Below are 23,579 nucleotides of genomic sequence, written 5' to 3' on the forward strand. Positions count from 1 at the left end.
AGAAATGATCGTCAACCCTGCTGTAAAAGGTGAATGAGTTCACTGCCGTACAGGCAGCTTAGAAAAGTAAGATGACCGTCAGCCAAATGCGCGACCTGTTCACTGCCGTACAGGCAGCTTAGAAAAGCGACAAGCCGACAGAAGATGATATTTGGGCGTTCACTGCCGTACAGGCAGCTTAGAAAGGAAAATTCCTTATCGAGGGTGTAGAACGGAATGTTCACTGCCGTACAGGCAGCTTAGAAAACGATGAAATTCTGTAGCACCGGGCTGACGCGAAGTTCACTGCCGTACAGGCAGCTTAGAAAAACAGGCGTGGAGAACCACGGCGGCACTTTGCGTTCACTGCCGTACAGGCAGCTTAGAAACGTCAGAATCTGGCGGGGATCCGTCAGTAAAAGTTCACTGCCGTACAGGCAGCTTAGAAATCAAAAGTCAGATAACCTCTTTGCCTGATTTTGTTCACTGCCGTACAGGCAGCTTAGAAAAGATAAAATGCCCCGGCCACAGGAACCGGATCGTTCACTGCCGTACAGGCAGCTTAGAAATGGCGTAACAAGCAACGAACCGGCCTCCGCTAGTTCACTGCCGTACAGGCAGCTTAGAAATTGCTGTGAAAGTACGGTGCGTTTCGAGGTAAGTTCACTGCCGTACAGGCAGCTTAGAAAGTATCGCCGACTGCGTCCCGATGCGGGAGAAAGTTCACTGCCGTACAGGCAGCTTAGAAAGCAACTCAGGATGATCCTTGTTCCGGGTTCACGTTCACTGCCGTACAGGCAGCTTAGAAATGATGCGAGAGCGTGACAAGCGCACTCACAAGGTTCACTGCCGTACAGGCAGCTACCACACCACAAATGTAATTATTTATTTTGAAAGCTCTTTTGTTGATTTTTATCATTTCATCTGCCGGAGCCTCATCAGTACTATCGATAACACATAAAATGACGGGGTTTAAATAGATATGTCTGCAAATTCAATTATGCCTTCGGATTTAAAAACCATTCTGCACTCTAAACGCGCCAATATATATTATCTTGAAAAGTGCCGTGTGCAGGTAAATGGTGGGCGAGTTGAATACATTACGAGTGCAGGTAATGAATCATATTACTGGAATATTCCTGTCGCGAATACTACGGCGGTGATGCTGGGTATGGGCACGTCAGTGTCACAGGCGGCGATGCGGGAGTTTGCAAGGGCTGGCGTGATGGTTGGCTTCTGTGGCACTGATGGTACGCCGCTTTATTCCGCAAATGAAGTTGATATTGATGTGTCATGGCTGTCACCGCAAAGTGAATATCGGCCGACTGAATATTTACAGCATTGGGTCTCTTTCTGGTTTAAAGAAGAAAAAAGACTGATCGCGGCAAAGATGTTTCAGAAAATAAGATTGCAGCAAATAGAAAAATATTGGTTAGCTCCATCATCACAGAAAATATTTCAGCCAGACCGGGAACGATTAAATGATATTATTACGCGCGCGGATGCGTCTATGGCGCAAGCAGAGGATCATACTCATTTAATGCTCAAAGAGGCGCAATTAACAAAATCGCTGTATAAACTGGTGAGCCAGACCGTTGGATATGGCGATTTTACCCGAGCAAAACGGGGCGGTGGTCTGGATATGGCGAATCGGTTTCTGGATCAGGGTAATTATCTGGCATACGGATTAGCGGCTGTTGCGGCATGGGTTACAGGGCTCCCACACGGTCTGGCGGTTATGCACGGTAAAACGCGTCGCGGCGGCCTGGTCTTTGATTTGGCCGATCTTATCAAAGACGCGCTTGTCATGCCGCAAGCGTTTATCGCGGCAATGGAGGGGGAGGATGCACAGGCGTTCCGCCAGCGCTGTATTAATAGATTTCAGCAGTCTGATGCTTTAGATTTAATGATCACCACGCTTCAGGACACGGCGCGACAGCTGGCTGAGGATAGCGAATGAATGTGCTGATTATCTCTCGCTGCAACAAACGCGCTCGCGAGGAGAGTTGCCGTATACTCGATCAGTTTGCTGAGCGAACGGGAGACGCGGCCTGGCAAACCATCATCACCTTAGAAGGCGTTAACACGCTGCGCCGTTTATTACGGAAAACCGCAAGGCGTAATACTGCGGTTGCCTGCCACTGGTTGAAGAAAAACGGGCAAATGGAATTGCTATGGATTGTCGGCAATATACGTCGTTTTAATGCGCAAGGGCGTGTTCCTACCAACCGAACCACACAAACGCTTATCACGAACACCGATGAACATCGGTGGCGATGTGCGGAAAGCATTGCGCTGTTAGCAGCGATTGCGGGCTTGTTTCATGATTTTGGTAAGGCAGGGTTCTGTTTTCAGGAAAGCCTGACGAAAAAAACAGCTAAAAGTTATCAACCTTATCGCCATGAATGGGTTTCGGTACGCCTGTTTCAGGCGTTTATCGGTGAGCAACATGATGAACAGTGGCTGGCAAAACTCGGTGAGTTGTCTGCGGATGACGACGCTGAACTTCTGGCTCGATTGCGCAAGGATAACCCCTGCTATTCTGACAGCCCTTTTCGTACGCTTCCACCGCTCGCCAGCGTCGTCGCCTGGCTGATTTTGTCTCATCACCGTCTTCCTGAAAACCTGCGCGGCGACAACGTGCTGGAGGGATGTCAGAGCTGGCTTGAAAATCAGCTTAATGCAGACTGGAACGCCGTGAATCATATAAAAGAAGGGTGGCGAGACGTCGATTTTCGCAATGTCTGGGTTTTTCCATCAGGTACGCCTGTACAAAGTCGCGTCTGGCGGGAGAAAGCTCGTCAGATCTCCCGGCGCGCTAAGAATGCCGCGGCATTAAAACAGTGGGGACAGATGGATCAACTGTTCACGCTGCATATGGCGCGTTTTTGTCTGATGCTGGCCGATCACTTCTACTCTTCCAGCCATCCTCACCCAACGTGGCAAGATCCTGATTATTGTGTATGGGCAAACAGCGATCGGAAAAATGGCACGCTAAAACAACGGGTTGATGAGCATCTGACCGGTGTTGCGCATCACGCATTGCTTCTGGGGAGACAACTGGCGCGTGTGCGTTCGTCGCTTCCGGCGATTGCAAGGCATAAAGGTTTTCGTGAGCGTTCAGGTAATCCGCTTTATCACTGGCAAAATAAAGCCTGGGATGTAGCTGCCGCGCTGCGTGAGCGGAGTCGGGAAGAGGGTTTTTTCGGCGTCAATATGGCCTCGACGGGCTGCGGGAAGACGTTTGCCAATGCACGAATAATGTATGCGCTGGCTGATGAGCAGGAAGGCTGTCGCTTCACCGTGGCAATGGGATTACGCACGCTGACGCTGCAAACTGGCGATGCGTTGCGTAATCGACTGAAGCTGGACGACGACGACCTGGCGGTACTGATTGGCTCGGGTGCGGTGAAGCAGTTGTGGCAGAAGGAAAAAGAACCGGAACCAGACAGGGATAGCGCCTCGGCGAAGGCCTTGTCTGAAGAACAGCAATATGTTCATTATGAAGGCAGTGTGCAAACGGGGGCGCTGGAAAAATGGTTGAGCGGCGACAGGAAATTGTCGGCGTTAGTCAGTGCCCCTGTTTTAGTGACAACCCTCGATCATTTGATTTCGGCGACGGAAGGCGTGCGTGGCGGAAAGCAGCTACCGGCGATGTTGCGCTTGCTGACCAGCGATCTGGTGCTGGATGAACCTGATGATTTTGATATTGCCGATCTGCATGCCGTTTGCCGCCTGATGAACTGGGCCGGGATGCTGGGAACTCGCGTGCTGCTCTCGTCGGCAACGCTGCCGCCGGATCTTATCCAGGCAATGTTTGCCGCCTGGTTTGCCGGGCGCAAAATATGGCAGGCGTCCTGCGGCGCGTCAGAGAAACCGATGAATATTTGCTGCGCATGGTTCGATGAAAAAGGCGCGAAGGTGGAGCACATCGCGGATGGACGCAGCTTTAGCATTGCGCATAAAACATTTGTTGAGCAGCGGGCGGCAATACTGGCGGCAAAACCTCGTCTGCACTTTGGGCGTATTTCGCCCGTATCTCCGGCGTCGCCAGAGGTGAGCGATGTCATTACCTGCGTGGCTCGCGCCGTGCATACGGAAATGCAGGTTTTACATCACGCGCATAAAGAGACACATCCCGGTGGTAAGACCGTGTCATTGGGTTTAGTCAGGTTCGCGAATATCGATCCGCTGGTCGCTGTCGCAAAAGCGTTAATGGCGATCCCTTCGCCGCAGGATGTCTGTATCCATTATTGTGTCTACCATGCCCGGCACCCGCTGGCGGTGCGTTCAGCCATCGAAAAATGTCTGGATAGCGCATTTACTCGCCATCAGCCCGATACGCTCTGGCAACATCCAGATATTGCAAAAGCCCTCAATCTCCGCCCGGAGAAGCATCACCTTTTTGTCGTGTTAGGGACTTCCGTCATGGAGGTTGGCAGGGACTGGGACAGCAGTTGGGGCATCATCGAACCCAGCTCTATGCGATCCATTATTCAGTTCGCCGGGCGTATACAGCGCCATCGACGCGTCGTTCCAGAGAATGAAAACCTGGTGATTCTCAGCAGTAATATTAAAGCGCTGAGAAAGCGCTCCCCCGCGTTTTGTAAGCCGGGATTTGAAAATAAGGATCATCCATTAGCCAGTCACGACCTGCGTGAATTACTACCACCGCAGGATTATCAGACGATCACTGCATTGCCACGTATTTTGCCTGCAAATGGTGAAAATAAACTGGCGGAACTGGAGCACATGCGGCTCAGGGAAGAATTACTCAGCAGTAAGAGCCGGCAGATTATTGCCGCAAACTGGTGGCGTAAACCGCTCACCTGGAATGCCTGGCTACAGCGTAAGACACCGTTTCGTCAGTCGCAGCCGGAAGCCAGATTTTTTCTGCATATGGAAGAGGAAGAGAGTGAGCCTTATTTCGCATTTCATACCGAAAACGGCAACATCAAGGCTTCCGATAAATTTGTTCTTCAGGACGTTGAGTATGCAGAGGGAACAGACCATTGGGGATGTACGGACTACCGTCAGGTATTGCTGGCGTTGGCCGATGCCCAACAGACTGAGATTAACCGCGTAGGTGAAATTTTCGGTGAGATCAGCGTACCTGTAAATGAAGAGGATGTGACGAGCGACTGGCGTTACCACCCGTGGTTGGGTGTTTACAGGGATATTAATTAAGAACGTCGGGAGCAGTTATGACAACCGAAGCACTGACCCATTTTATTACCGATTACATTGCCTCGCGAAGGCAGCCAAAGCTGGAAGCCTTTGAAAAAGAGGCTGCAAAGCGACTGGCGCAGGGAGAAGATGCCAGTACCATCGCCCTGGAACGTCAGACGCTTGAGGCACGCTATCAACCGCAAAATTGGTTGACGGATGCGGCAAGGCGAGCAGGGCAAATTAGCCTGGTGACGCATGCAGCTAAATTTACCCACGGGGATTCAAAAAGCAGCAGCATATATCGCGATACCGTGGGTGAAGAGGGGTATTTAAGCACTGCGTCGCTTAAGAACCTCCCGACGGATGCCGTTGGAAACGCCGCCGCGCTTGACGTCGCGAAATTGTTACAAACCGACGTCGAGGATGACTCGCTGTTGGCCTGCCTGAAACGGGGTGAACATCAACCGCTTCACGCTTTTGCTGAGAATGACGCTCAACTGACGCAGTGGGTGGAAGGGTTTAATCGTGCGTTAACGCCCACTCAGCCGACATCGCATAAACTCGCTAAACAGGTCTATTTCCCCGTAGACAATGATTACCATCTGTTGTGTCCGTTGTTTGCTACCTCGCTGGCGCAGGTGTTGCATGAAAAACTCGTCGCATCTCGCTTTGGAGAAGAGGCGAAAGCGGTACGCGATGCGCGCAAAGCGGGTAAATGGCATCCGCAGCCCGATGTTCGTTATCCAGACATGGCTGAAATGCATTTTGGCGGTACCAAGCCACAGAATATTTCTGCGTTGAACAGCGCGCGCGGTGGGCGTATCTGGCTGCTGCCGTCGCAGCCGCCTCAATGGTTGAATCTGGATAAAGCACCGCAAAATATGCGCAATCTCTTTGCGTTGCGCGGCGCGTTTAATCGGGCCGCGTCAGGTATTGTTTCCCGTATGGTGTTTCTGCTGAAAGAAAATACTGAGAAGAATAATCACGCTATTCGCAATGCGCGAGCAGCGTATGTTGATGAGCTTATCGACCTTCTTTTCATGCATGCCGCCACTTTCCAGCAGGCGTCCTGGCAAGGCTGGACGCGAAATAATACCGATCTCCCCCTCCATCAGCAGCTGTGGCTCGATCCCTGGCGCGGCCAGACGGATGAAACTTTCCGTCTTGAACGTGACAAAGACGACTGGCAAATAAGCGTTGCGGATGATTTCGCACGCTGGCTGAACTATCGGCTGAATAAGGCGCGTCTGGATGTGGGGCTTGTTGAGCGCCGGGAATGGCGGACGCAATCGCTGTTTCGCCAGCGGATGCGGGAAATGGAAGCGATTTTGCGGGAGGCGCTGAAATGCGTTATCTGATTTTATTGCCCCATATCCGTATTGAAAATGCGAATGCCGTTGCCGGGTTAACCTGGGGTTTTCCGGCGATAAGCCATTTCCTGGGGTACGTGCATGCGCTTTCCCGTAAAGTGCGCGCCACGCATGGCGTGCATTTTGATGGCTGCGCGGTGATCAGCCATCATTCTCATGTTCAGGCATATTCCTCGGGGCGTGACTATCAGTTTGCGCTTACGCGTAACCCTTTGACTAAAGAAGGGAAAACGGCCTCGTTCAATGAAGAAGGGAGAATGCACCTTACCGTCTCCCTGGTGATTGAGTGCCAGGGTGAAATCGTGAATGGCGAATACGGCAAAGAGGCGTTTTGTTCGCGGTTGAAAATGCTGTGTCAGAGTCAAAAGCTGGCGGGCGGAAGTATTGTCAGTCTGCGCGATCCGCAGGTATTTCCTGCGCCGGATGATGAAAAACAGCTCCGTCAGATCCTCTGGCGGCTGATGCCGGGTTTTGCTCTTTGCGACCGCAGCGAATGGCTGACAACGCATTATCACCAGCGTCGGCAACAACAGCCGGAAAGCACATTACTGGATGCCTGGTTAGATTTTGCCGCAATCCAGTACCGCGCTATACCACCGGAAGAGGGGGACAACGCTCAATGGGAATATCAGCCTAAGCCGATGCCTGGTTATCTGGTGCCGCTGATGTGCGGCTATCAGCGTATTTCTCCGCTTTATTCCCCCGGAGAGGTTGCCAGTGCGCGCGATAATTCGACGCCGTTTGCGTTTACCGAGGCGGTGTATGGCGTAGGAGAATGGCGTGGGTTGCATCGTGTTACGGATATTCAGCCGCTTCTCTGGCGCTACCGCACAACCGACACGGGCTACTATTGCTCTGCAATGCCTGTCGCAGACGACTTTACGTTTAACGAAGACGACGATTTAGAATAAGGACATGACTATGGCAAAGGCTCCTGTATCTGTAAAAACCGCTTCTGTACTGGCATTTGAGCGCAAACTCGCTACGTCCGATGCGATGATGTATGCGGGTAACTGGCAAAGCGATCATTGGCAACCGATTGAAATTCAGGAAAAGGCGGTTCGAGGAACGATTTCCAATCGGCTGAAAAATGCGATTTCCAGCGATCCGGCGAAGCTGGATGCGGAAATTCAAAAAGCGAACCTGCAACGTGTGGATATTGCGGCCTTACCGGCAGATGCCGACACCTTGAAAGTGGTGTTTACGCTGCGCGTGTTGGGTAATTTATCTACGCCATCGGTATGTAATGATATGGCATACCAGGATGCGCTTCAGCAGGTTATTGATGGCTATATCAATGAGTATGGATTTGGTGAACTGGCGCGCAGGTACGCCACGAATCTGGCGAACGGACGTTTCCTGTGGCGCAACCGCATTGGCGCTGAGCAGATCCAGGTGAATGTCGCGGCCAGTGGGCAGGAATGGATTTTTAACAGTCACAACTATTCCCTGCGTGAGTTTAAGCAGGAAGATGCTTCGCTGAGCCAACTGGCGGCGATAATCGAAAAAGGATTAAGCGGTCAGGAATGGGTCATGCTGACTGTCGAAGCGCAGGTGCGTCTGGGCGCCGGGCAGGAGGTTTTTCCTTCGCAGGAACTGGTGCTGGACAGTAACAGCAGTAAAAGCAGGGTGTTATACCAGGTCAGTGGTGTTGCGGGCATTCACTCGCAGAAAATCGGCAACGCTTTGCGTACCGTCGATACGTGGCACCCAAAAGTAGAAGAATTGGGCGCGATTGCGGTAGAACCCTATGGCTCAGTAACCAGTCGTGGCGTAGCGTGTCGCCAGCCGAAGGATAAAATGGATTTTTATACCTTACTGGATAACTGGGTCACTAAGGGTATGAAACCGGATGTCGCTCAGCAGCATTATGTGATGGCGGTACTGGTTCGCGGCGGCGTATTTGGTGAGAAAAGCGAATAAGGAGCGATGATGGATCACTATCTTGATCTCCGTGTCCTGCCAGACCCCGAATTTAATACTGAAATGCTGATGGCGGCGTTATTTGCCAAACTGCATCGTGCGTTAGGCGCAAGGGGAAAGGGGGATATTGGCGTTAGCTTCCCCCAGTTTGGCGTGACGCCAGGATCGTGCTTGCGTCTTCATGGTTCGTTATCGGCGTTACAGGAACTTGAGGCCGGTTCATGGCGTAAGGGGCTGAATGATTATTGCCAGTGTATGGCGATAACGCCTGTTCCGGCTGTAAAAGGCTGGCGCACGGTGAGTCGGGTGCAGGTGAAAAGCAGCCCACAACGGTTATTGCGGCGTTCCGTCAGGAAGGGATGGTTAACGGAGGAGCAGGCGCAGCAGCGCCTGGTGGAGTCAACCGAACAGCATAGCGATTTGCCTTACCTGAACGTTAAAAGCTTGTCGAATCAGCAACAATTTCGAGTGTTTATTCGCCACGGTGAACTGCGTTCTGAACCTGTTAGCGGGACATTCACAAGCTATGGATTAAGTTCTACGGCGACCATTCCCTGGTTCTGAGAAGCCTGATGGCGCTTCGCTTATCAGGCCTACAGAGCGCCACTCGTAGGCCGGATAAGGCGCGAGCGCCGCCATCCGGCGATGTGCAAAATGCGAAAAAAAAGCCCGTACTTTCGTACGAGCTCTTTTTCTGAATATGGCGGTGAGGGGGGGATTCGAACCCCCGATACGTTGCCGTATACACACTTTCCAGGCGTGCTCCTTCAGCCACTCGGACACCTCACCATATTGTATTGCTGCCTGACCGCTTGGGGGGCAACGGGGCGCTACTATAGGGAGTTGCGCCAAAACGGTCAAGCAGAATTTACGCTTTAATTATCGTTTGGTTACGCAATGAACATATTCCCTGCCCTGGGGGAGCAGGGAATACGATTAGCGCTGTGAATCCAGTATCTCACCGTTTTTCACCACTTCCTGCGCTTTGCTGTAACTCTCGATCAGCAACTGATACGCCGGGAACACTTTGGTGTAGACCTCAGCCCACTCAGCTGCGTCTTCACGGTTCCAGGTGCCCTGCAACTCGGAAGCCACTGCGGCGGTATCCATCGGTACGACGCCCGCCTGAACAACGCGTGCCAGCGTGATTTCCTGGGCCATTTTGCTGTAGGTGCCGGAAGCATCAATGACAGCAAACACTTTATAACCTTCCGCGACTGCGCTAATCGCCGGGAATGCCATGCAAACGCTGGTAATCGTACCGGCGATGATCAGCGTTTTACGGCCGGTCGCTTTTACCGCCTGGACGAAATCAGCGTTATCCCAGGCGTTGATCTCGCCTTTACGGGCAATATACTGCGCGTGCGGTGCATTGGCGTGGATCTCCGGGATCAGCGGGCCGTTCGGTCCCTGCGGTACAGATGCCGTCGTAATGACCGGCATCTTCGACAAGGTTGCCATTTTGGCCAGCGCGGCCGCACGGGCGCGCAATTCAGGCATCGGCATATCGCCAACGGTCTGGAAAAGCCCGCTCTGGTGGTCGATTAACAGCATAACGGAATCGTTAACGTCAATTACCGGGCGCAAACCATTAAAATTAGCAGGACTGGACATATTGTGTACTCCTCAATGTTTTCAGATTTGGCCAAAACGGCCGGAGTTGAAATCGCGTACGGCTTCTGCGATTTCTTGTTTTGTGTTCATGACAAATGGGCCGTAACCGACAATGGGCTCATTCAGCGGCTCGCCCGACAACAGCAGAACGCTGGCATCGCTACTGGCTTCGAGATACAGGTTTTCACCTTCCTGGCTTAACACCACCAGTTGCGCTTCATTTACTGGTGTTGTGCCATTCACCGTAATACTTCCTTTCAGGACGACCAGCGCGGTGCTCCACCCTTCAGCGACGGGCAGCGTAAGATGACGATCGCGTTGCAGGCGCATATCCCAGACATTCAACGGTGAGAAGGTATGCGCCGGGCCTTTCACATCCTGATAGCGGCCCGCAATAATGCGCGCGGTTCCGGCTTCGTCAGGCAGCGTTACGGCAGGGATGAGATCGCTGCTGATGCTTTGATAACCCGGCACCGCCATTTTGTCTTTCGCGGGCAGGTTCACCCACAGCTGCACCATTTCCAGCTCGCCTCCCTGTTGGGTAAAGGCTGAAGAATGAAACTCTTCATGCAAAATGCCTGCGCCTGCGGTCATCCACTGCACATCGCCAGGGCCGATGACGCCGCCGCGGCCTGTTGAATCGCGGTGCTCAACTTCGCCGCTGTAAACAATCGTGACGGTTTCAAAGCCGCGATGCGGGTGTTCTCCCACTCCACGTTTTTCGTTTTCGGCGCCAGGGGCAAAGGTATGCGGCCCGGCATAGTCCAGCAGCAGGAACGGACTTAACTGCTCTGCATGGGACTGATAAGAGAATAGCGAACGAACCGGAAATCCATCGCCAACCCAGTGCGGGCGAGGTGCGGTATAGACGCCTGTAATCTGTTTCATGGTGGTCTCCTCGGTGGCGTTGTCTTGATGTAAATAAGCTTATATCTATGACAATGATCTGAGTAGTCGCTAAAATAGACCTTACCGTTCTATAAACAGGACAATGTAATGACAAAACCGGATCTCAATGATTTTGCGTGGTTTGTTCATGTCGTCGAGGAGGGGGGATTTGCGGCGGCAGGGCGAGCGCTGGATGAACCAAAGTCAAAGCTTAGCCGACGTATTGCGCAACTGGAGGAACGGCTGGGCGTTCGCCTTATTCAACGAACCACGCGGCAATTTAATGTCACTGAAGTCGGGCAGACCTTTTATGAACATTGTAAGGCAATGCTGGTGGAAGCACAGGCGGCGCAGGATGCGATAGCCGCCTTACAGGTCGAACCGCGCGGCATTGTAAAACTGACATGTCCAGTGACGTTGCTACATGTACATATCGGCCCAATGCTGGCGAAGTTTATGGCGCGTTATCCCGATGTGTCGTTACAACTTGAAGCAACCAACCGCCGTGTTGACGTGGTTGGCGAGGGCATTGACGTTGCAATTCGCGTCCGGCCGCGTCCTTTTGAAGACAGCGATCTGGTGATGCGCGTGCTGGCGGACAGGGGGCACCGTTTGTTTGCCAGCCCGGCGTTGGTACAGCGTATGGGGAATCCTTCTTCGCCAGCAGAACTGCATCACTGGCCCGGACTGAGCCTGGCTTCAGGTAAACATATCCACCGCTGGGAACTCTTTGGTCCGCAGGGCGCGCGCGCTGAAGTTCACTTTACACCGCGTTTGATCACCACAGACATGCTGGCGCTGCGTGAAGCGGCCGTTGCGGGCGTCGGCCTCGTTCAGTTACCTGTTTTAATGGTGAAAGACCAACTGGCTGCGGGGGAGCTGATTGCCTTGCTGGAAGGATGGGAACCCAGAAGAGAGGTAATTCATGCGGTATTTCCGTCCCGCCGTGGATTGTTGCCGTCCGTACGCGCGCTGGTGGATTTTTTGACAGAAGAGTATGCGCGGATGGTGGAAGATTAAAACAGAGCGCAATATACCCTTTTTTGTTTCATGTTACTAACTTATTGATTTTATTTTATATATACGACCTGAGTGAAAAAGGGGCTGACAGGAAGAAGTTGCGTTTTTCTTCAATAAATCAACGTGATTGTCTGATATTATTCCTGTTCACTGCCGTACAGGCAGCTTAGAAAGTTCAGTGATGCGAACTCCCTTCAGGCGATGTGTTCACTGCCGTACAGGCAGCTTAGAAATGACGCCTTTGCTGGGAGCGTCCAACGGTAAGGTTCACTGCCGTACAGGCAGCTTAGAAATTTTATGTAGCCGCCACAGGAGGAAGCGTAGCGTTCACTGCCGTACAGGCAGCTTAGAAATTATTCCGTACCGCTTGAAAACGGGCACTCAAGTTCACTGCCGTACAGGCAGCTTAGAAAAGCCCATTCCCGGCTGAGCATTGACGATCCAGGTTCACTGCCGTACAGGCAGCTTAGAAAGAATTGAGTGTGGGAAAATCGAGGTTGGGTTTGTTCACTGCCGTACAGGCAGTTCAGTATTGAATGTAGAAGGAAGGGACGCTGCGGGGAATAAAAATAACGTTAATTCGCATCAACGGTATTCATGCAGGAAAGGGACAACAAAAAGGCCGGATAAACCGACCTTTTTTTATCTTTACGCCACCCGGGCGTGAAAACAATCAGCGACTACGGAAGACAATGCGGCCTTTGCTCAGGTCGTACGGGGTCAGTTCAACAGTCACTTTGTCGCCCGTCAGGATGCGGATGTAGTTTTTACGCATTTTACCGGAGATGTGTGCAGTAACCACGTGACCGTTTTCTAATTCTACGCGGAACATGGTATTAGGTAACGTTTCGAGAACGGTACCCTGCATTTCAATATTGTCTTCTTTGGCCATCTAATCCTCTGGGGTATCACTACCGTAATTTGAACCGGCAAGATAATGCCGAAGTTCTTTAAATAAGTAAAGATTTGCGCGTTTAAAACGCAGCAAATCAGGTTTGGCGCATTACTCCGAAAAACACGGCAAAGCCGCACTTGAAGCGCAACGTATAAGGGAGCGATGAGATAAACGATGGGCGTTACCTGACGCGAACGGTTCCTTAACGGCGGCGGGGTAATGGGCATAACCTGCTCTGCGGCACAATTATAACACCCTGACAAAAAATGTGCCGAAAACATTCACGCCTGAGGCGAAAATAACGTGCGCGGCACCCAGAAATGACCCGGTAACCGCTGTTGCCGTAATGATCCCAGATGCTCAAGGTATTGCCTGCGGGGAATTTCGACAGCGCCAAGCGATGCCGTGTGGCTATTCAGCACCTGGCAGTCGATTAATTTTCCACCCTGACGAATAAATTCAGCGCAAAAAACAAGCAGCGCGGTTTTGGAGGCGTTCTCCTGGCGACTGAACATCGATTCGCCGCAAAACAGGGTGCCTTGCGAAACGCCATACATGCCGCCGACGAGCGCGTTGTGTCGCCATACTTCGATGGAATGCGCATGCCCCAGCTCATGTAAGCGGTGATACGCTTCCACCACATCGCGCGTGATCCAGGTTCCTTCGTCACGATCGTTGGCGCAGCCTTCAATAACCTGACCAAACGCATAATTAAGCGTGACGCGATAGGGCGATCGTTTGTGAAAACGCTTCATGCTGCGGCTGATGTGTAATGTTTCAGGCTGCAAAATAGCGCGAGGATCGGGTGACCACCAAAGAATCGGGTCGCCCGGTGAAAACCACGGGAAAATACCCCGCTGATAGGCCATCAATAAGCGGGCAGGGCTGAGATCGCCACCAAGCGCCAATAAACCATTGGGTTCACGTAACGCGCCTTCCGGCGAGGGGAAGGCGATTGAGTGGCGAGAAAGCTGAACCAGGCGCATGACCGCAGAACTCCAGTACGCAAGTCGGATCGTTCAATAATAGCTTACAGACGTTGCTTAAACTGGTAATAACGACCCTGCCTGGCTAACAGATCTGCGTGATTACCTTGCTCAATAATTTGCCCGTTGTCCATCACTATTATTTGATCAAAACGCGACAGCCCGCGCAGACGGTGCGTGACCATTAAAACGGTTTTCCCGCGCATAACCTCTGCCAGCAATTCAAGCATCTGGCTTTCGGTTGTCGCGTCCAGCCCTTCAGTGGGTTCATCGAGCAGCATGAGCGGCGCATCGTGCAGCAGGGCACGGGCGATAGCCAGACGACGAAGCTCGCCGCCTGACAGCTGACGTCCGCCTTCGCCTAGCCAGCTGTTAAGTCCGCCATCCTCCAGCAGCTTTTCCAGCCCGACACGGCGCAGCATCTCTGAGAGCGTATCGTCGTTTGCGTCTGGCGCTGCCAGCAGCAGGTTGTCACGCAATGTGGCGCTGAACAGGTGTACTCGCTGCGACACCACGCTAATGGTGCGACGCAGGGCCGCTTCATCCAGCGTTGAAATTGGTTGATCGTTAAGCAGAATATCGCCGCTCTGCGGGTCCCAGGCGCGGGTGAGCAGTTGCAGCAATGTCGATTTCCCGCAGCCGGTACGTCCGAGAATAGCGATATGTTCTCCAGGCGCGACTTGCAGAGAAAGGGCATCCAGCGCCTTTTGTGGCTGCTCCGGGTAACTGAATGAAACGTCACGCAGCGTCAGCGTTACCTGCCGGGGAGCCGCTGCTTCGCCATCCGGGAATGTCACTTCAGGCTGCTGCTCGGTCAGTTCGGTAATACGCAGCGCAGAGGCGATGACCTGGCCAAGATGTTGAAACGCGCCGGTAACGGGGGCAAGCGCTTCAAATGCCGCCAGTGCGCAAAAGACAAACAGTGCTATCAGCGCGCCAGGCTGGCTGTTATTGCCGACGCCGCCGGAAGCCATCCATAACATTAGCATTACCGCCAGTGCGCCAATCAGCAGCATTAAGGCCTGGGATAGCGCCGTTAATTCAGACTGACGTCGCTGGGCTTCATGCCACTGTAATTCCGTGGCTTCCATTTGTGCCCGATAGCGCGAGCTGGCGCCAAATATTGTCAGTTCCGCCTGACCCTGTAGCCAGGCGGTTAACTGCTGGCGATACTGACCGCGTAAATGGGTTAAGTTCTGCCCGGTGCTTTTTCCGGCGCGATAGAAGAGCGGAGGCATAATAAACAGCGTCAGCAGCATAATGCCACCCAGCGTAATCGCGAGGGTGAAATCGAGAACACTCAGCCCCAGCGTGACCACCATAATCACCACAAACGCGCCAACCAGCGGAGAAATAACGCGCAGGTAGAGGTGATCCAGCGTATCGACATCGGCGACGACGCGGTTCAGCAGCTCGCCCTGACGATAGCGGGCAAGACCAGCAGGGGAGAGCGGCAGCAGCTTGCTGAACGTATGAATACGCAAATGTTGCAATACGCGGAAGGTGGCGTCATGGCTGACCAGACGCTCGAAATACCGGCCCGCAGTACGGGTGATCGCCGCACCGCGCACGCCAGCAGCCGGCAGCATGTAGTTAAAGCTATAGATACCCGCCACACCGACTACGGCTGAGGCGGAGAGGAACCAGCCAGAGAGCGTCAGCAAACCGATACTGGCCAGTAGCGTGACGATGGCCAGGATAATACCGAGCGTTAACATCCACTTATGACGTTTATACAGCGTCAGATACGGTAGCAAGGCACGCATTTAAATGTCCTCCTGACGATGAGCCAATAGTGTCGCAAACGCGCCGTTGGCGCTGCTGAGTTGGGCATAATCACCTTGCTCGATGATTTGCCCGTCCTGCATAACCCAGATCACGTCCCAGTCGGCAAGATCTTCTAACTGATGCGTTACCATCAGCGTGGTCTGGCGTTTTGATGCGGCATTCAGCGCCTGCATTACACGCTGTTCGCTGTGGGCATCCAGACTGGCGGCGGGTTCATCCAGCAACAACAATTTGCAGGGATTCAGCAGGGCGCGGGCAACCGCAACCCGCTGCGCCTGACCGACGGAAAGGCGACCAGCGTGATCGCCAGTTGGCGTGTCTACGCCTTGCGGCAACAGAGGTAAAAACTCACTGACCCAGGCGCTGTCGAGAGCCGCCTGTAGCGCTTGCTCACTGGCATCCGGGTGGGCAAGCAGGACGTTTTCACGGAGCGTGCCAGCCGGTAATTGTGGGTTTTGCCCCACCCAGGAGAGATGTTTTCGCCAGGATTCCGGGGATAAATCACGAAGTTCAACGCCGTTAATGCACAGGGAACCCTGATAAGAGAGAAAGCCTGACAGCGCGTTTAACAGCGAACTCTTTCCTGAACCGCTGCGGCCAACCAGTACGGCGCGCTGACCTGCGGCCAGTGTGAAATTCAGCGGTCCGACAAGCGTTTTACCTTCCGGCGAGGTAATTATCAGATCCTGCGCTTCAAGGGTTACCGGTTCTTTCCCGGAAAGTTCGACATCACCGCGTTCCGGGTGAGCGAGAGGTGTTTCCATAAAGGTTTTCAGGCTGTCAGCCGCACCTACCGCCTGCGCTTTGGCATGGTAAAAGGTGCCCAGATCGCGCAGTGGCTGGAAAAACTCCGGCGCCAGAATCAGCGCCAGGAAGCCGGCGGCAAGCGTGACGCCCGTCCCGTAATGGCCGAAATTAAGTTCGCCGAGGTAGGAGAAACCGAAATAAACCGCGACCAGCGCAATGGACAGCGACGTGAAGAACTCCAGTACCCCGGAGGATAAAAAGGCGAGACGCAGGACTTCCATTGTGCGCTGGCGAAAATCTTGTGAAGCGACACGAATGCTTTCCGTTTCTGCTTCACCGCGCCCGAAGATGCGCAGCGTCTCCATTCCGCGTAAGCGGTCGAGGAAATGCCCGCTCAGGCGGGCAAGCGCCTGGAAATTACGGCGGTTAGCGTCGGCGGCGCCCATTCCCACCATCGCCATAAATAATGGGATCAGCGGTGCGGTGCCGAGCAAAATCAGCGCGGCGGCCCAGTTTGACGGGAAAATCGCCGCCACAATCAACAGGGGAACGCAGACAGCAAGCGCCATTTGCGGCAGATAGCGGGCATAGTAATCATGCATATCGTCAATCTGCTCCAGCACCAGCGTCGCCCAGCTACCAGCCGGTTTACCCTGAATCCAGGCTGGCCCTGCCTGTTGCAGGCGATCCAGCACCTGGCGGCGGATCTCAAATCGGATATGCTGCCCGGCATGAAAACCCACCCGCTCGCGCAGCCAGACCACCCAGGCGCGCAGGACAAACACCAACATCAGTACGATGAAGGGGAGCAGGAGGGCTTCGCGGGGAATATTGTCCATGATCATATGCTGGAGAATGCGAGCCATGATCCAGGCCTGAGCGACAATCAGTACGCCACTCACGAAACCCAACAGGCGTGAAATGTTCAGCCAACGTTGGGAAATTACACTTTGCTGTTTTAACCAGCGGGTCAATTCTTTTTGACGGGTTTTATTCATTGCACGCTTAGCAGGTGAGTTATCGGAATTTTTGGCACGGCAATGTTACAACGGGGCAAAAATAAAGGCGACTTATAGTCGCCTTTTTTACTTTTGTTACTGATTTGTAAAAACTATTTGCACGCGTCAGCCAGACCATCAAGGTAGCGTTCAGCGTCCAGCGCCGCCATGCAACCTGTGCCCGCTGAGGTGATTGCCTGACGATAAATATGGTCCATCACGTCGCCTGCGGCGAACACGCCGGGAACGCTGGTCTGCGTGGCGTTACCGTGGATGCCGGACTGGACTTTGATATAGCCGTTTTCCAGTTCAAGCTGACCTTCAAAAATCGCGGTGTTCGGGCTGTGGCCGATGGCGACAAACAGGCCTGCAACGTCAAGGGATTCGATGTTGTCCGGGTTTTGCGTATCACGCAGACGCAAACCGGTAACGCCCATCTGATCGCCGGTCACCTCTTCCAGAGTGCGGTGGGTATGCAGCACGATGTTGCCGTTTTCCACTTTATCCATCAGGCGCTTGATCAGAATTTTTTCGGCGCGGAAGCCGTCGCGACGGTGAATCAAATGCACTTCAGCGGCGATGTTCGCCAGGTATAACGCTTCTTCAACTGCCGTGTTGCCGCCGCCGATGACCGCGACCTTCTGGTTGCGGTAGAAGAAACCGTCGCAGGTGGCGCAGGCAGACACGCCACGGCCTTTAAATGCTTCTTCAGACGGCAGGCCGAGGTAGCGTGCGGAAGCGCCGGTTGCGATGATCAGCGCATCGCAGGTGTATTCGCCGCTGTCGCCGGTCAGACGGAAAGGACGGTTTTGCAGATCCACGCTATTGATGTGATCGAAGATGATTTCAGTATCAAATTTCGTCGCATGTTCGTGCATGCGCTCCATCAACAGCGGGCCGGTCAGATCGTTCGGATCGCCAGGCCAGTTTTCCACTTCCGTCGTGGTGGTTAGTTGACCGCCTTTCTCCATACCGGTAACCAGAACCGGTTGCAGGTTTGCGCGCGCAGCGTAGACCGCAGCGGTATATCCCGCCGGTCCAGAACCCAGGATAAGCAGTTTACTGTGTTTGGTCGTGCCCATGAGATCCCCATAGTTGTTGGCAGACAATGGGCAGGATTGTAGGGAATTTGCAGACGTAAAAAAAGAGTATAGCGATTTTGTTAACAATATGTGTAATAGCAGGAACCGATGAATGGGCGGATTTAGGGCTGCGATATAACGCTTTCTACTTAAAATCGGCCAGTTATAAGGTGATAAAATGACGATTTAGCGCCGCTCTTAATGAATAACTGGCATGTTGTACTAAAAATCGATGTTTTGCTTTGACAATCCCCTGCTGTTTTGCGAAAACATCTTCTGGAAGAAAAAAACAGTGTTATGTGTGTGCTGCATAATCATGCATATAAGCACCATGTTTACCGGGCTAGTGAAATCTACGCATGGCGTGGACAGACGCCATTCGTGATGTCGATAGCTGCCATCCGGCAACGGTCTTCTCACCATAGGCCCTGGCATTGCGCGCCGTTAATCCCTCTGGGTTCGGTCTATTGTGATGGGCATCGACTCTGAACAGTGATGTTAGTAGAGTCAGGCAGGAGTAGGGAAGGAATACAGAGAGACAATAATAATGGTAGATAGCAAGAAGCGCCCTGGCAAAGATCTCGACCGTATCGATCGTAACATTCTTAATGAGTTGCAAAAGGATGGGCGTATTTCTAACGTCGAGCTTTCTAAACGAGTGGGACTTTCACCGACGCCTTGCCTTGAGCGTGTCCGTCGGCTGGAAAGACAGGGTTTTATTCAGGGCTATACGGCGCTGTTAAACCCGCATTATCTGGATGCATCACTTCTGGTTTTTGTTGAGATTACTCTGAATCGTGGCGCTCCAGATGTGTTTGAACAATTTAACGCCGCAGTACAAAAACTTGAAGAAATTCAAGAGTGTCATTTAGTTTCCGGTGATTTCGACTACCTGTTGAAAACACGCGTGCCGGATATGTCAGCGTACCGTAAGCTGCTGGGTGAAACCCTGCTGCGTCTGCCTGGCGTGAATGACACACGTACTTACGTGGTAATGGAAGAAGTCAAACAGAGCAATCGTCTGGTAATTAAGACGCGCTAACACGGAACAGGTGCAAAATCGACGTAGTTTGATTACACTCCTGTTAATCCATACAGCAACAGTGCCGGGGCAACCCGGTGCTGTTGTCCGTTTTAGCATCGGGCAGGAAAAGCCCGAAACCTGGAGAGCCTTTTTTGAGCCAGGAATACACTGAAGACAAAGAAGTCACATTGAAAAAGTTAAGCAGCGGGCGCCGACTTCTGGAAGCGTTGCTGATCCTTATTGCCCTTTTTGCCGTCTGGTTGATGGCAGCCTTACTTAGCTTTAACCCTTCAGATCCCAGTTGGTCGCAAACCGCATGGCATGAGCCTATCCATAATTTGGGCGGCGCGCCGGGCGCGTGGCTGGCTGACACGCTGTTCTTTATCTTTGGCGTGATGGCCTACACCATCCCGGTGATTATCGTTGGCGGCTGCTGGTTTGCCTGGCGGCACCAGAGCAACGACGATTACATCGACTATTTTGCCGTGTCGCTGCGTATTATCGGCGTCCTGGCGTTGATTCTTACCTCCTGCGGATTAGCCGCAATTAATGCTGATGATATCTGGTACTTCGCGTCCGGCGGCGTCATTGGCAGCCTGTTAAGCACCACGCTTCAGCCTCTGCTGCACAGCAGCGGGGGAACGATTACGCTGCTGTGCGTCTGGGCAGCCGGTCTGACGCTCTTCACCGGCTGGTCCTGGGTGAGCATTGCAGAAAAACTGGGTGGCTGGCTGCTGAATATTCTCACCTTCGCCAGCAACCGTACTCGCCGCGATGACACCTGGGTCGATGACGACGAGTATGAAGATGATGACGAATACGAAGAAGATGAAGTGGTGGGCGCACAGCGCGAATCCCGACGTGCGCGCATCCTTCGTGGCGCACTGGCGCGCCGTAAGCGGCTGGCAGAGAAGTTCAGCAATCCGCGTGGGCGACACACGGATGCGGCGCTTTTCTCCGGCAAGCGTATGGATGATGAAGACGATATCGAATACAGCGCGCGTGGCGTGGCTGCCGATCCTGATGATGTGCTGTTCTCCGGCCATCGTGCGACGCAGCCGGAATATGAGGAATACGATCCTCTGCTGAATGGGCATTCGGTCACGGAGCCTGTTGCCTCCGCTGCTGCGGCGACAACGGCAACGCAAGCCTGGGCGGCGCCTGTTGATCCGGTTATGTCTGCACCGTCGGTGCCAGGTGCTGAAGCCGCGCCTGCGCAACCGGTGGTGGAATGGCAGCCTGTGCCGGGGCCGCAAACCGGCGAACCGGTCATTGCGCCCGCGCCGGAAAGTTATCCGCCGCAACCACAATATGCGCAGCCGCAAGCGCCACATCATGAACCGTGGCAGCAGCCTGCGCCGACCGAGCCGCAAGCGCAGGAACCTGCGGCGGAACAACCCTGGCACCCTGAGCCGGTTTATCCGCAAGAGCCTGTTTATCAACACGAGCCGACTTTCGAGCCGCAGCCGGCTTACCCGCAGGAACCGGTTCAGGATACGTATTACCAGCAGCAGCCTGCTGTTGAGCCGCCGTCTGCGGTGGAGCCTGAGCCTGTAGCAGAAGAAATTAAACCCGCCCGTCCGCCGCTCTACTACTTTGAAGAAGTGGAAGAGAAACGCGCGCGTGAGCGTGAGCAACTGGCTGCATGGTATCAGCCGATTCCTGAGCCAGCGAAAGCTCCGGAGCCGGTTAAACCATCGGCACCGACAGCTTCTTCTGTGCCGCCTGTTGAATCCGTTGCCGCGGTTGCGCCGTTGGCAGCAGGCGTCAAAGATGCAACGCTGGCCGCAGGCGCGGCGGCGGCATCCGCTGCACCTGCGTTTAGCCCGGTAAGCGGTGGTGCGCCACGCCCGCAGGTTAAAGAGGGGATTGGCCCGCAACTGCCTCGTCCTAACCGCGTTCGCGTTCCGACCCGCCGTGAGCTGGCCTCGTATGGCATAAAATTACCGTCTCAGCGTATCGCGGAAGAGAAAGCGCGTGCGGCGGGGCGTCATCAGTATGATGCCGAAACGCAGTATACCGATGATGAAATTGATGAGATGCAGCAGGATGAGCTGGCACGTCAGTTCGCCCGGTCTCAGCAGCATCGTTATGGTTCCGAATATCAACATGACGCTCCTCAGGCAGAAGATGAGGATGCAGCAGAAGCTGAACTGGCTCGCCAGTTTGCCTCTTCACAGCAGCAGCGCTATGCCGGGGAACAGCCTGCGGGAGCCCATCCGTTCTCGCTGAATGATTTTGAATTCTCGCCGATGAAAGCGCTGGTGGATGAAGGCCCACATGAGCCGTTGTTTACTCCCGGCGTGATGCCTGAGCAGCCTGTTGCGCCGCAGCAGCCCGTCGCGCCACAGCAGCAGTATCAGCAGCCGCAACAGCCGGTTGCGCCACAGCAACAGTATCAGCAGCCGCAGCAGCCGGTTGCGCCGCAGCAACAGTATCAACAACCGCAACAACCGGCCGCGCCACAGCCGCAGGAAAGCCTGATCCATCCGTTGTTGATGCGTAATGGCGACAGTCGTCCGTTGCAGAAACCTACCACGCCGTTGCCGTCGCTGGATCTGCTGACGCCGCCGCCGAGCGCAGTGGAACCGGTCGATACTTTCGCGCTGGAACAAATGGCGCGCCTGGTCGAAGCGCGTCTGGCGGATTTCCGCATTAAAGCTGACGTGGTGAACTATTCCCCAGGGCCTGTTATTACCCGTTTTGAGCTGAATCTGGCGCCGGGCGTGAAAGCCGCGCGTATTTCTAACCTGTCACGCGATCTCGCGCGTTCACTGTCAACCGTTGCGGTACGCGTGGTAGAAGTGATCCCTGGTAAGCCTTACGTGGGCCTCGAACTGCCGAACAAAAAACGTCAGACCGTCTACCTGCGTGAAGTGCTGGATAACGCTAAATTCCGCGAGAATCCGTCGCCGCTCACCGTGGTGCTGGGTAAAGATATCGCTGGCGATCCGGTTGTGGCCGATCTGGCGAAAATGCCTCATCTGCTGGTTGCGGGGACGACGGGTTCCGGTAAATCGGTTGGGGTCAATGCCATGATCCTCAGCATGCTGTATAAAGCGCAGCCGGAAGACGTGCGTTTCATCATGATTGACCCGAAAATGCTGGAACTTTCGGTCTATGAAGGCATTCCACATCTGCTGACCGAAGTGGTTACCGATATGAAAGACGCCGCCAACGCACTGCGCTGGAGCGTTAATGAAATGGAACGCCGCTATAAGCTGATGTCGGCGCTTGGCGTGCGTAATCTGGCAGGCTATAACGAGAAAATTGCCGAAGCGGCACGGATGGGGCGTCCGATTCCAGACCCGTACTGGAAGCCGGGCGACAGCATGGATGCCCAGCATCCGGTGCTGGAAAAACTGCCGTATATCGTGGTTCTGGTCGATGAATTCGCCGATCTGATGATGACCGTCGGTAAGAAAGTTGAAGAGCTGATTGCGCGTCTGGCGCAGAAAGCGCGTGCCGCAGGTATTCACCTGGTGCTGGCGACTCAGCGCCCGTCGGTTGACGTTATTACCGGTCTGATTAAGGCCAACATTCCGACGCGTATCGCCTTTACCGTATCCAGTAAGATCGACTCACGCACGATCCTCGATCAGGGCGGCGCGGAATCCCTGCTGGGGATGGGGGATATGCTTTATTCCGGCCCGAACTCGACCATGCCGGTACGTGTTCATGGCGCGTTTGTCCGCGACCAGGAAGTGCATGCGGTGGTGCAGGACTGGAAAGCGCGTGGTCGCCCACAATACATTGACGGCATCACCTCGGATAGCGAAAGCGAAGGGGGCGGCGGCGGCTTTGACGGCGGCGAGGAGCTGGACCCGTTATTCGATCAGGCGGTGAGCTTTGTGACCGAAAAACGCAAAGCGTCCATTTCTGGCGTTCAGCGTCAGTTCCGTATCGGTTACAACCGTGCGGCGCGCATTGTCGAGCAGATGGAAGCCCAGGGCATTGTCAGCGAACAAGGCCATAACGGGAACCGCGAGGTGCTGGCGCCACCGCCGTTCGAATGATTGCAAAGATCGGTAAATAAATAAGAATTCAGTATTTTCTTCTTTCCTCATGCTGATTTTTGGCCTGGAATAGAGAGCAG

Annotated in this window: 16 protein-coding genes, 1 tRNA gene and 2 CRISPR repeat arrays (1 of these 19 running past the window's edge); of the genes, 9 read left to right on the forward strand and 8 right to left on the reverse strand. The window is 53.8% G+C overall.

All coding sequences use genetic code 11. The annotated features are described in order from the left end of the window. A CRISPR array of direct repeats spans window positions 1-848; the repeat unit is 28 nt; unit sequence GTTCACTGCCGTACAGGCAGCTTAGAAA; it begins 927 nt to the left of the window's first position. A 113-nt stretch (window positions 849-961) separates the two neighbouring features. The 6 genes from cas1f to cas6f are packed head-to-tail and all read left to right on the forward strand — an operon-like array spanning window position 962 to window position 9,005. After that, window positions 962-1,939 carry a type I-F CRISPR-associated endonuclease Cas1f gene (gene cas1f, locus OGV83_RS07720; protein ID WP_114848458.1) on the forward strand — a complete coding sequence of 326 codons (978 nt, stop codon included), beginning with the start codon at window positions 962-964 and terminating at the stop codon, window positions 1,937-1,939. Beyond that, complete coding sequence (gene cas3f, locus OGV83_RS07725) at window positions 1,936-5,166, forward strand: type I-F CRISPR-associated helicase Cas3f (RefSeq protein ID WP_286463379.1); 3,231 nt, start codon at window positions 1,936-1,938, stop codon at window positions 5,164-5,166. The genes cas1f and cas3f overlap by 4 nt, the downstream gene beginning before the upstream one ends. A 17-nt stretch (window positions 5,167-5,183) precedes the next feature. Beyond that, on the forward strand, window positions 5,184-6,506 hold the full coding sequence (gene csy1, locus OGV83_RS07730) for a type I-F CRISPR-associated protein Csy1 (RefSeq protein WP_286463380.1): 1,323 nt from the start codon (window positions 5,184-5,186) through the stop codon (window positions 6,504-6,506). After that, window positions 6,494-7,429 carry a type I-F CRISPR-associated protein Csy2 gene (gene csy2, locus OGV83_RS07735; protein WP_115626545.1) on the forward strand — a complete coding sequence of 312 codons (936 nt, stop codon included), beginning with the start codon at window positions 6,494-6,496 and terminating at the stop codon, window positions 7,427-7,429. The genes csy1 and csy2 overlap by 13 nt, the downstream gene beginning before the upstream one ends. A gap of 10 nt (window positions 7,430-7,439) precedes the next feature. Beyond that, window positions 7,440-8,441 (forward strand): type I-F CRISPR-associated protein Csy3, encoded by a 1,002-nt coding sequence (gene csy3, locus OGV83_RS07740; protein WP_275375742.1) that lies wholly within the window; start codon window positions 7,440-7,442, stop codon window positions 8,439-8,441. A 9-nt stretch (window positions 8,442-8,450) separates the two neighbouring features. Next, window positions 8,451-9,005, forward strand: coding sequence for a type I-F CRISPR-associated endoribonuclease Cas6/Csy4 (cas6f, locus tag OGV83_RS07745; RefSeq protein WP_058668950.1), 555 nt, complete (start codon window positions 8,451-8,453; stop codon window positions 9,003-9,005). A gap of 137 nt (window positions 9,006-9,142) precedes the next feature. Here the strand turns inward: cas6f and OGV83_RS07750 are convergent. The 3 genes from OGV83_RS07750 to OGV83_RS07760 form a co-directional block, all read right to left on the reverse strand. Continuing rightward, a tRNA-Ser gene (locus tag OGV83_RS07750) sits at window positions 9,143-9,230 on the reverse strand. Between the two features lie 147 nt (window positions 9,231-9,377). Then, entirely contained in the window at window positions 9,378-10,055 is a 678-nt protein-coding gene (locus OGV83_RS07755; RefSeq protein ID WP_012133047.1) for an isochorismatase family protein, read from the reverse strand. Window positions 10,056-10,076: 21 nt separating this feature from the next. Continuing rightward, window positions 10,077-10,943, reverse strand: a complete 867-nt coding sequence (locus OGV83_RS07760) for a pirin family protein (protein WP_058668951.1) — start codon at window positions 10,941-10,943, stop codon at window positions 10,077-10,079. A gap of 108 nt (window positions 10,944-11,051) precedes the next feature. Here OGV83_RS07760 and OGV83_RS07765 point away from each other — a divergent pair, with 108 nt between their 5' ends. Next, complete coding sequence (locus OGV83_RS07765) at window positions 11,052-11,963, forward strand: LysR family transcriptional regulator (protein ID WP_200053976.1); 912 nt, start codon at window positions 11,052-11,054, stop codon at window positions 11,961-11,963. 145 nt (window positions 11,964-12,108) lie between these two features. Continuing rightward, window positions 12,109-12,496: a CRISPR direct-repeat array (repeat unit 28 nt; unit sequence GTTCACTGCCGTACAGGCAGCTTAGAAA). Between the two features lie 140 nt (window positions 12,497-12,636). Here the strand turns inward: OGV83_RS07765 and infA are convergent. The 5 genes from infA to trxB form a co-directional block, all read right to left on the reverse strand. Then, window positions 12,637-12,855 (reverse strand): translation initiation factor IF-1, encoded by a 219-nt coding sequence (gene infA, locus OGV83_RS07770; protein ID WP_001040187.1) that lies wholly within the window; start codon window positions 12,853-12,855, stop codon window positions 12,637-12,639. Window positions 12,856-13,139: 284 nt separating this feature from the next. Further along, complete coding sequence (aat, locus tag OGV83_RS07780; protein ID WP_012133041.1) at window positions 13,140-13,844, reverse strand: leucyl/phenylalanyl-tRNA--protein transferase; 705 nt, start codon at window positions 13,842-13,844, stop codon at window positions 13,140-13,142. Between the two features lie 44 nt (window positions 13,845-13,888). After that, window positions 13,889-15,610: a heme ABC transporter ATP-binding protein/permease CydC gene (cydC, locus tag OGV83_RS07785; RefSeq protein WP_219935686.1), complete on the reverse strand. Its 1,722-nt coding sequence runs from the start codon at window positions 15,608-15,610 to the stop codon at window positions 13,889-13,891. Beyond that, window positions 15,611-17,377 carry a heme ABC transporter permease/ATP-binding protein CydD gene (gene cydD, locus OGV83_RS07790; RefSeq protein WP_286463386.1) on the reverse strand — a complete coding sequence of 589 codons (1,767 nt, stop codon included), beginning with the start codon at window positions 17,375-17,377 and terminating at the stop codon, window positions 15,611-15,613. 113 nt (window positions 17,378-17,490) lie between these two features. Then, a complete protein-coding gene (gene trxB, locus OGV83_RS07795; protein ID WP_049011457.1) occupies window positions 17,491-18,459 on the reverse strand; it encodes a thioredoxin-disulfide reductase in 969 nt (322 codons plus the stop codon). Window positions 18,460-19,006: 547 nt separating this feature from the next. Between trxB and lrp the strand changes: the two genes are divergently transcribed. Together lrp and OGV83_RS07805 are read left to right on the forward strand one after the other, a co-directional pair. After that, a complete protein-coding gene (gene lrp / locus OGV83_RS07800; protein ID WP_000228469.1) occupies window positions 19,007-19,501 on the forward strand; it encodes a leucine-responsive transcriptional regulator Lrp in 495 nt (164 codons plus the stop codon). A gap of 134 nt (window positions 19,502-19,635) precedes the next feature. Beyond that, window positions 19,636-23,499 carry a DNA translocase FtsK gene (locus tag OGV83_RS07805; protein ID WP_286463388.1) on the forward strand — a complete coding sequence of 1,288 codons (3,864 nt, stop codon included), beginning with the start codon at window positions 19,636-19,638 and terminating at the stop codon, window positions 23,497-23,499. Window positions 23,500-23,579: the final 80 nt, after the last annotated feature.

This window comes from Citrobacter sp. CK189 (assembly GCF_030333505.1).
GTDB lineage: Bacteria > Pseudomonadota > Gammaproteobacteria > Enterobacterales > Enterobacteriaceae > Citrobacter_B > Citrobacter_B koseri.

Coding starts and splice junctions, on each gene's coding strand:
- cas1f (WP_114848458.1), top strand. CDS start 962: ATGTCTGCAAATTCAATTATGCCTTCGGATTTAAAAACCATTCTGCAC.
- cas3f (WP_286463379.1), top strand. CDS start 1,936: ATGAATGTGCTGATTATCTCTCGCTGCAACAAACGCGCTCGCGAGGAG.
- csy1 (WP_286463380.1), top strand. CDS start 5,184: ATGACAACCGAAGCACTGACCCATTTTATTACCGATTACATTGCCTCG.
- csy2 (WP_115626545.1), top strand. CDS start 6,494: ATGCGTTATCTGATTTTATTGCCCCATATCCGTATTGAAAATGCGAAT.
- csy3 (WP_275375742.1), top strand. CDS start 7,440: ATGGCAAAGGCTCCTGTATCTGTAAAAACCGCTTCTGTACTGGCATTT.
- cas6f (WP_058668950.1), top strand. CDS start 8,451: ATGGATCACTATCTTGATCTCCGTGTCCTGCCAGACCCCGAATTTAAT.
- OGV83_RS07755 (WP_012133047.1), bottom strand. CDS start 10,055: ATGTCCAGTCCTGCTAATTTTAATGGTTTGCGCCCGGTAATTGACGTT.
- OGV83_RS07760 (WP_058668951.1), bottom strand. CDS start 10,943: ATGAAACAGATTACAGGCGTCTATACCGCACCTCGCCCGCACTGGGTT.
- OGV83_RS07765 (WP_200053976.1), top strand. CDS start 11,052: ATGACAAAACCGGATCTCAATGATTTTGCGTGGTTTGTTCATGTCGTC.
- infA (WP_001040187.1), bottom strand. CDS start 12,855: ATGGCCAAAGAAGACAATATTGAAATGCAGGGTACCGTTCTCGAAACG.
- aat (WP_012133041.1), bottom strand. CDS start 13,844: ATGCGCCTGGTTCAGCTTTCTCGCCACTCAATCGCCTTCCCCTCGCCG.
- cydC (WP_219935686.1), bottom strand. CDS start 15,610: ATGCGTGCCTTGCTACCGTATCTGACGCTGTATAAACGTCATAAGTGG.
- cydD (WP_286463386.1), bottom strand. CDS start 17,377: ATGAATAAAACCCGTCAAAAAGAATTGACCCGCTGGTTAAAACAGCAA.
- trxB (WP_049011457.1), bottom strand. CDS start 18,459: ATGGGCACGACCAAACACAGTAAACTGCTTATCCTGGGTTCTGGACCG.
- lrp (WP_000228469.1), top strand. CDS start 19,007: ATGGTAGATAGCAAGAAGCGCCCTGGCAAAGATCTCGACCGTATCGAT.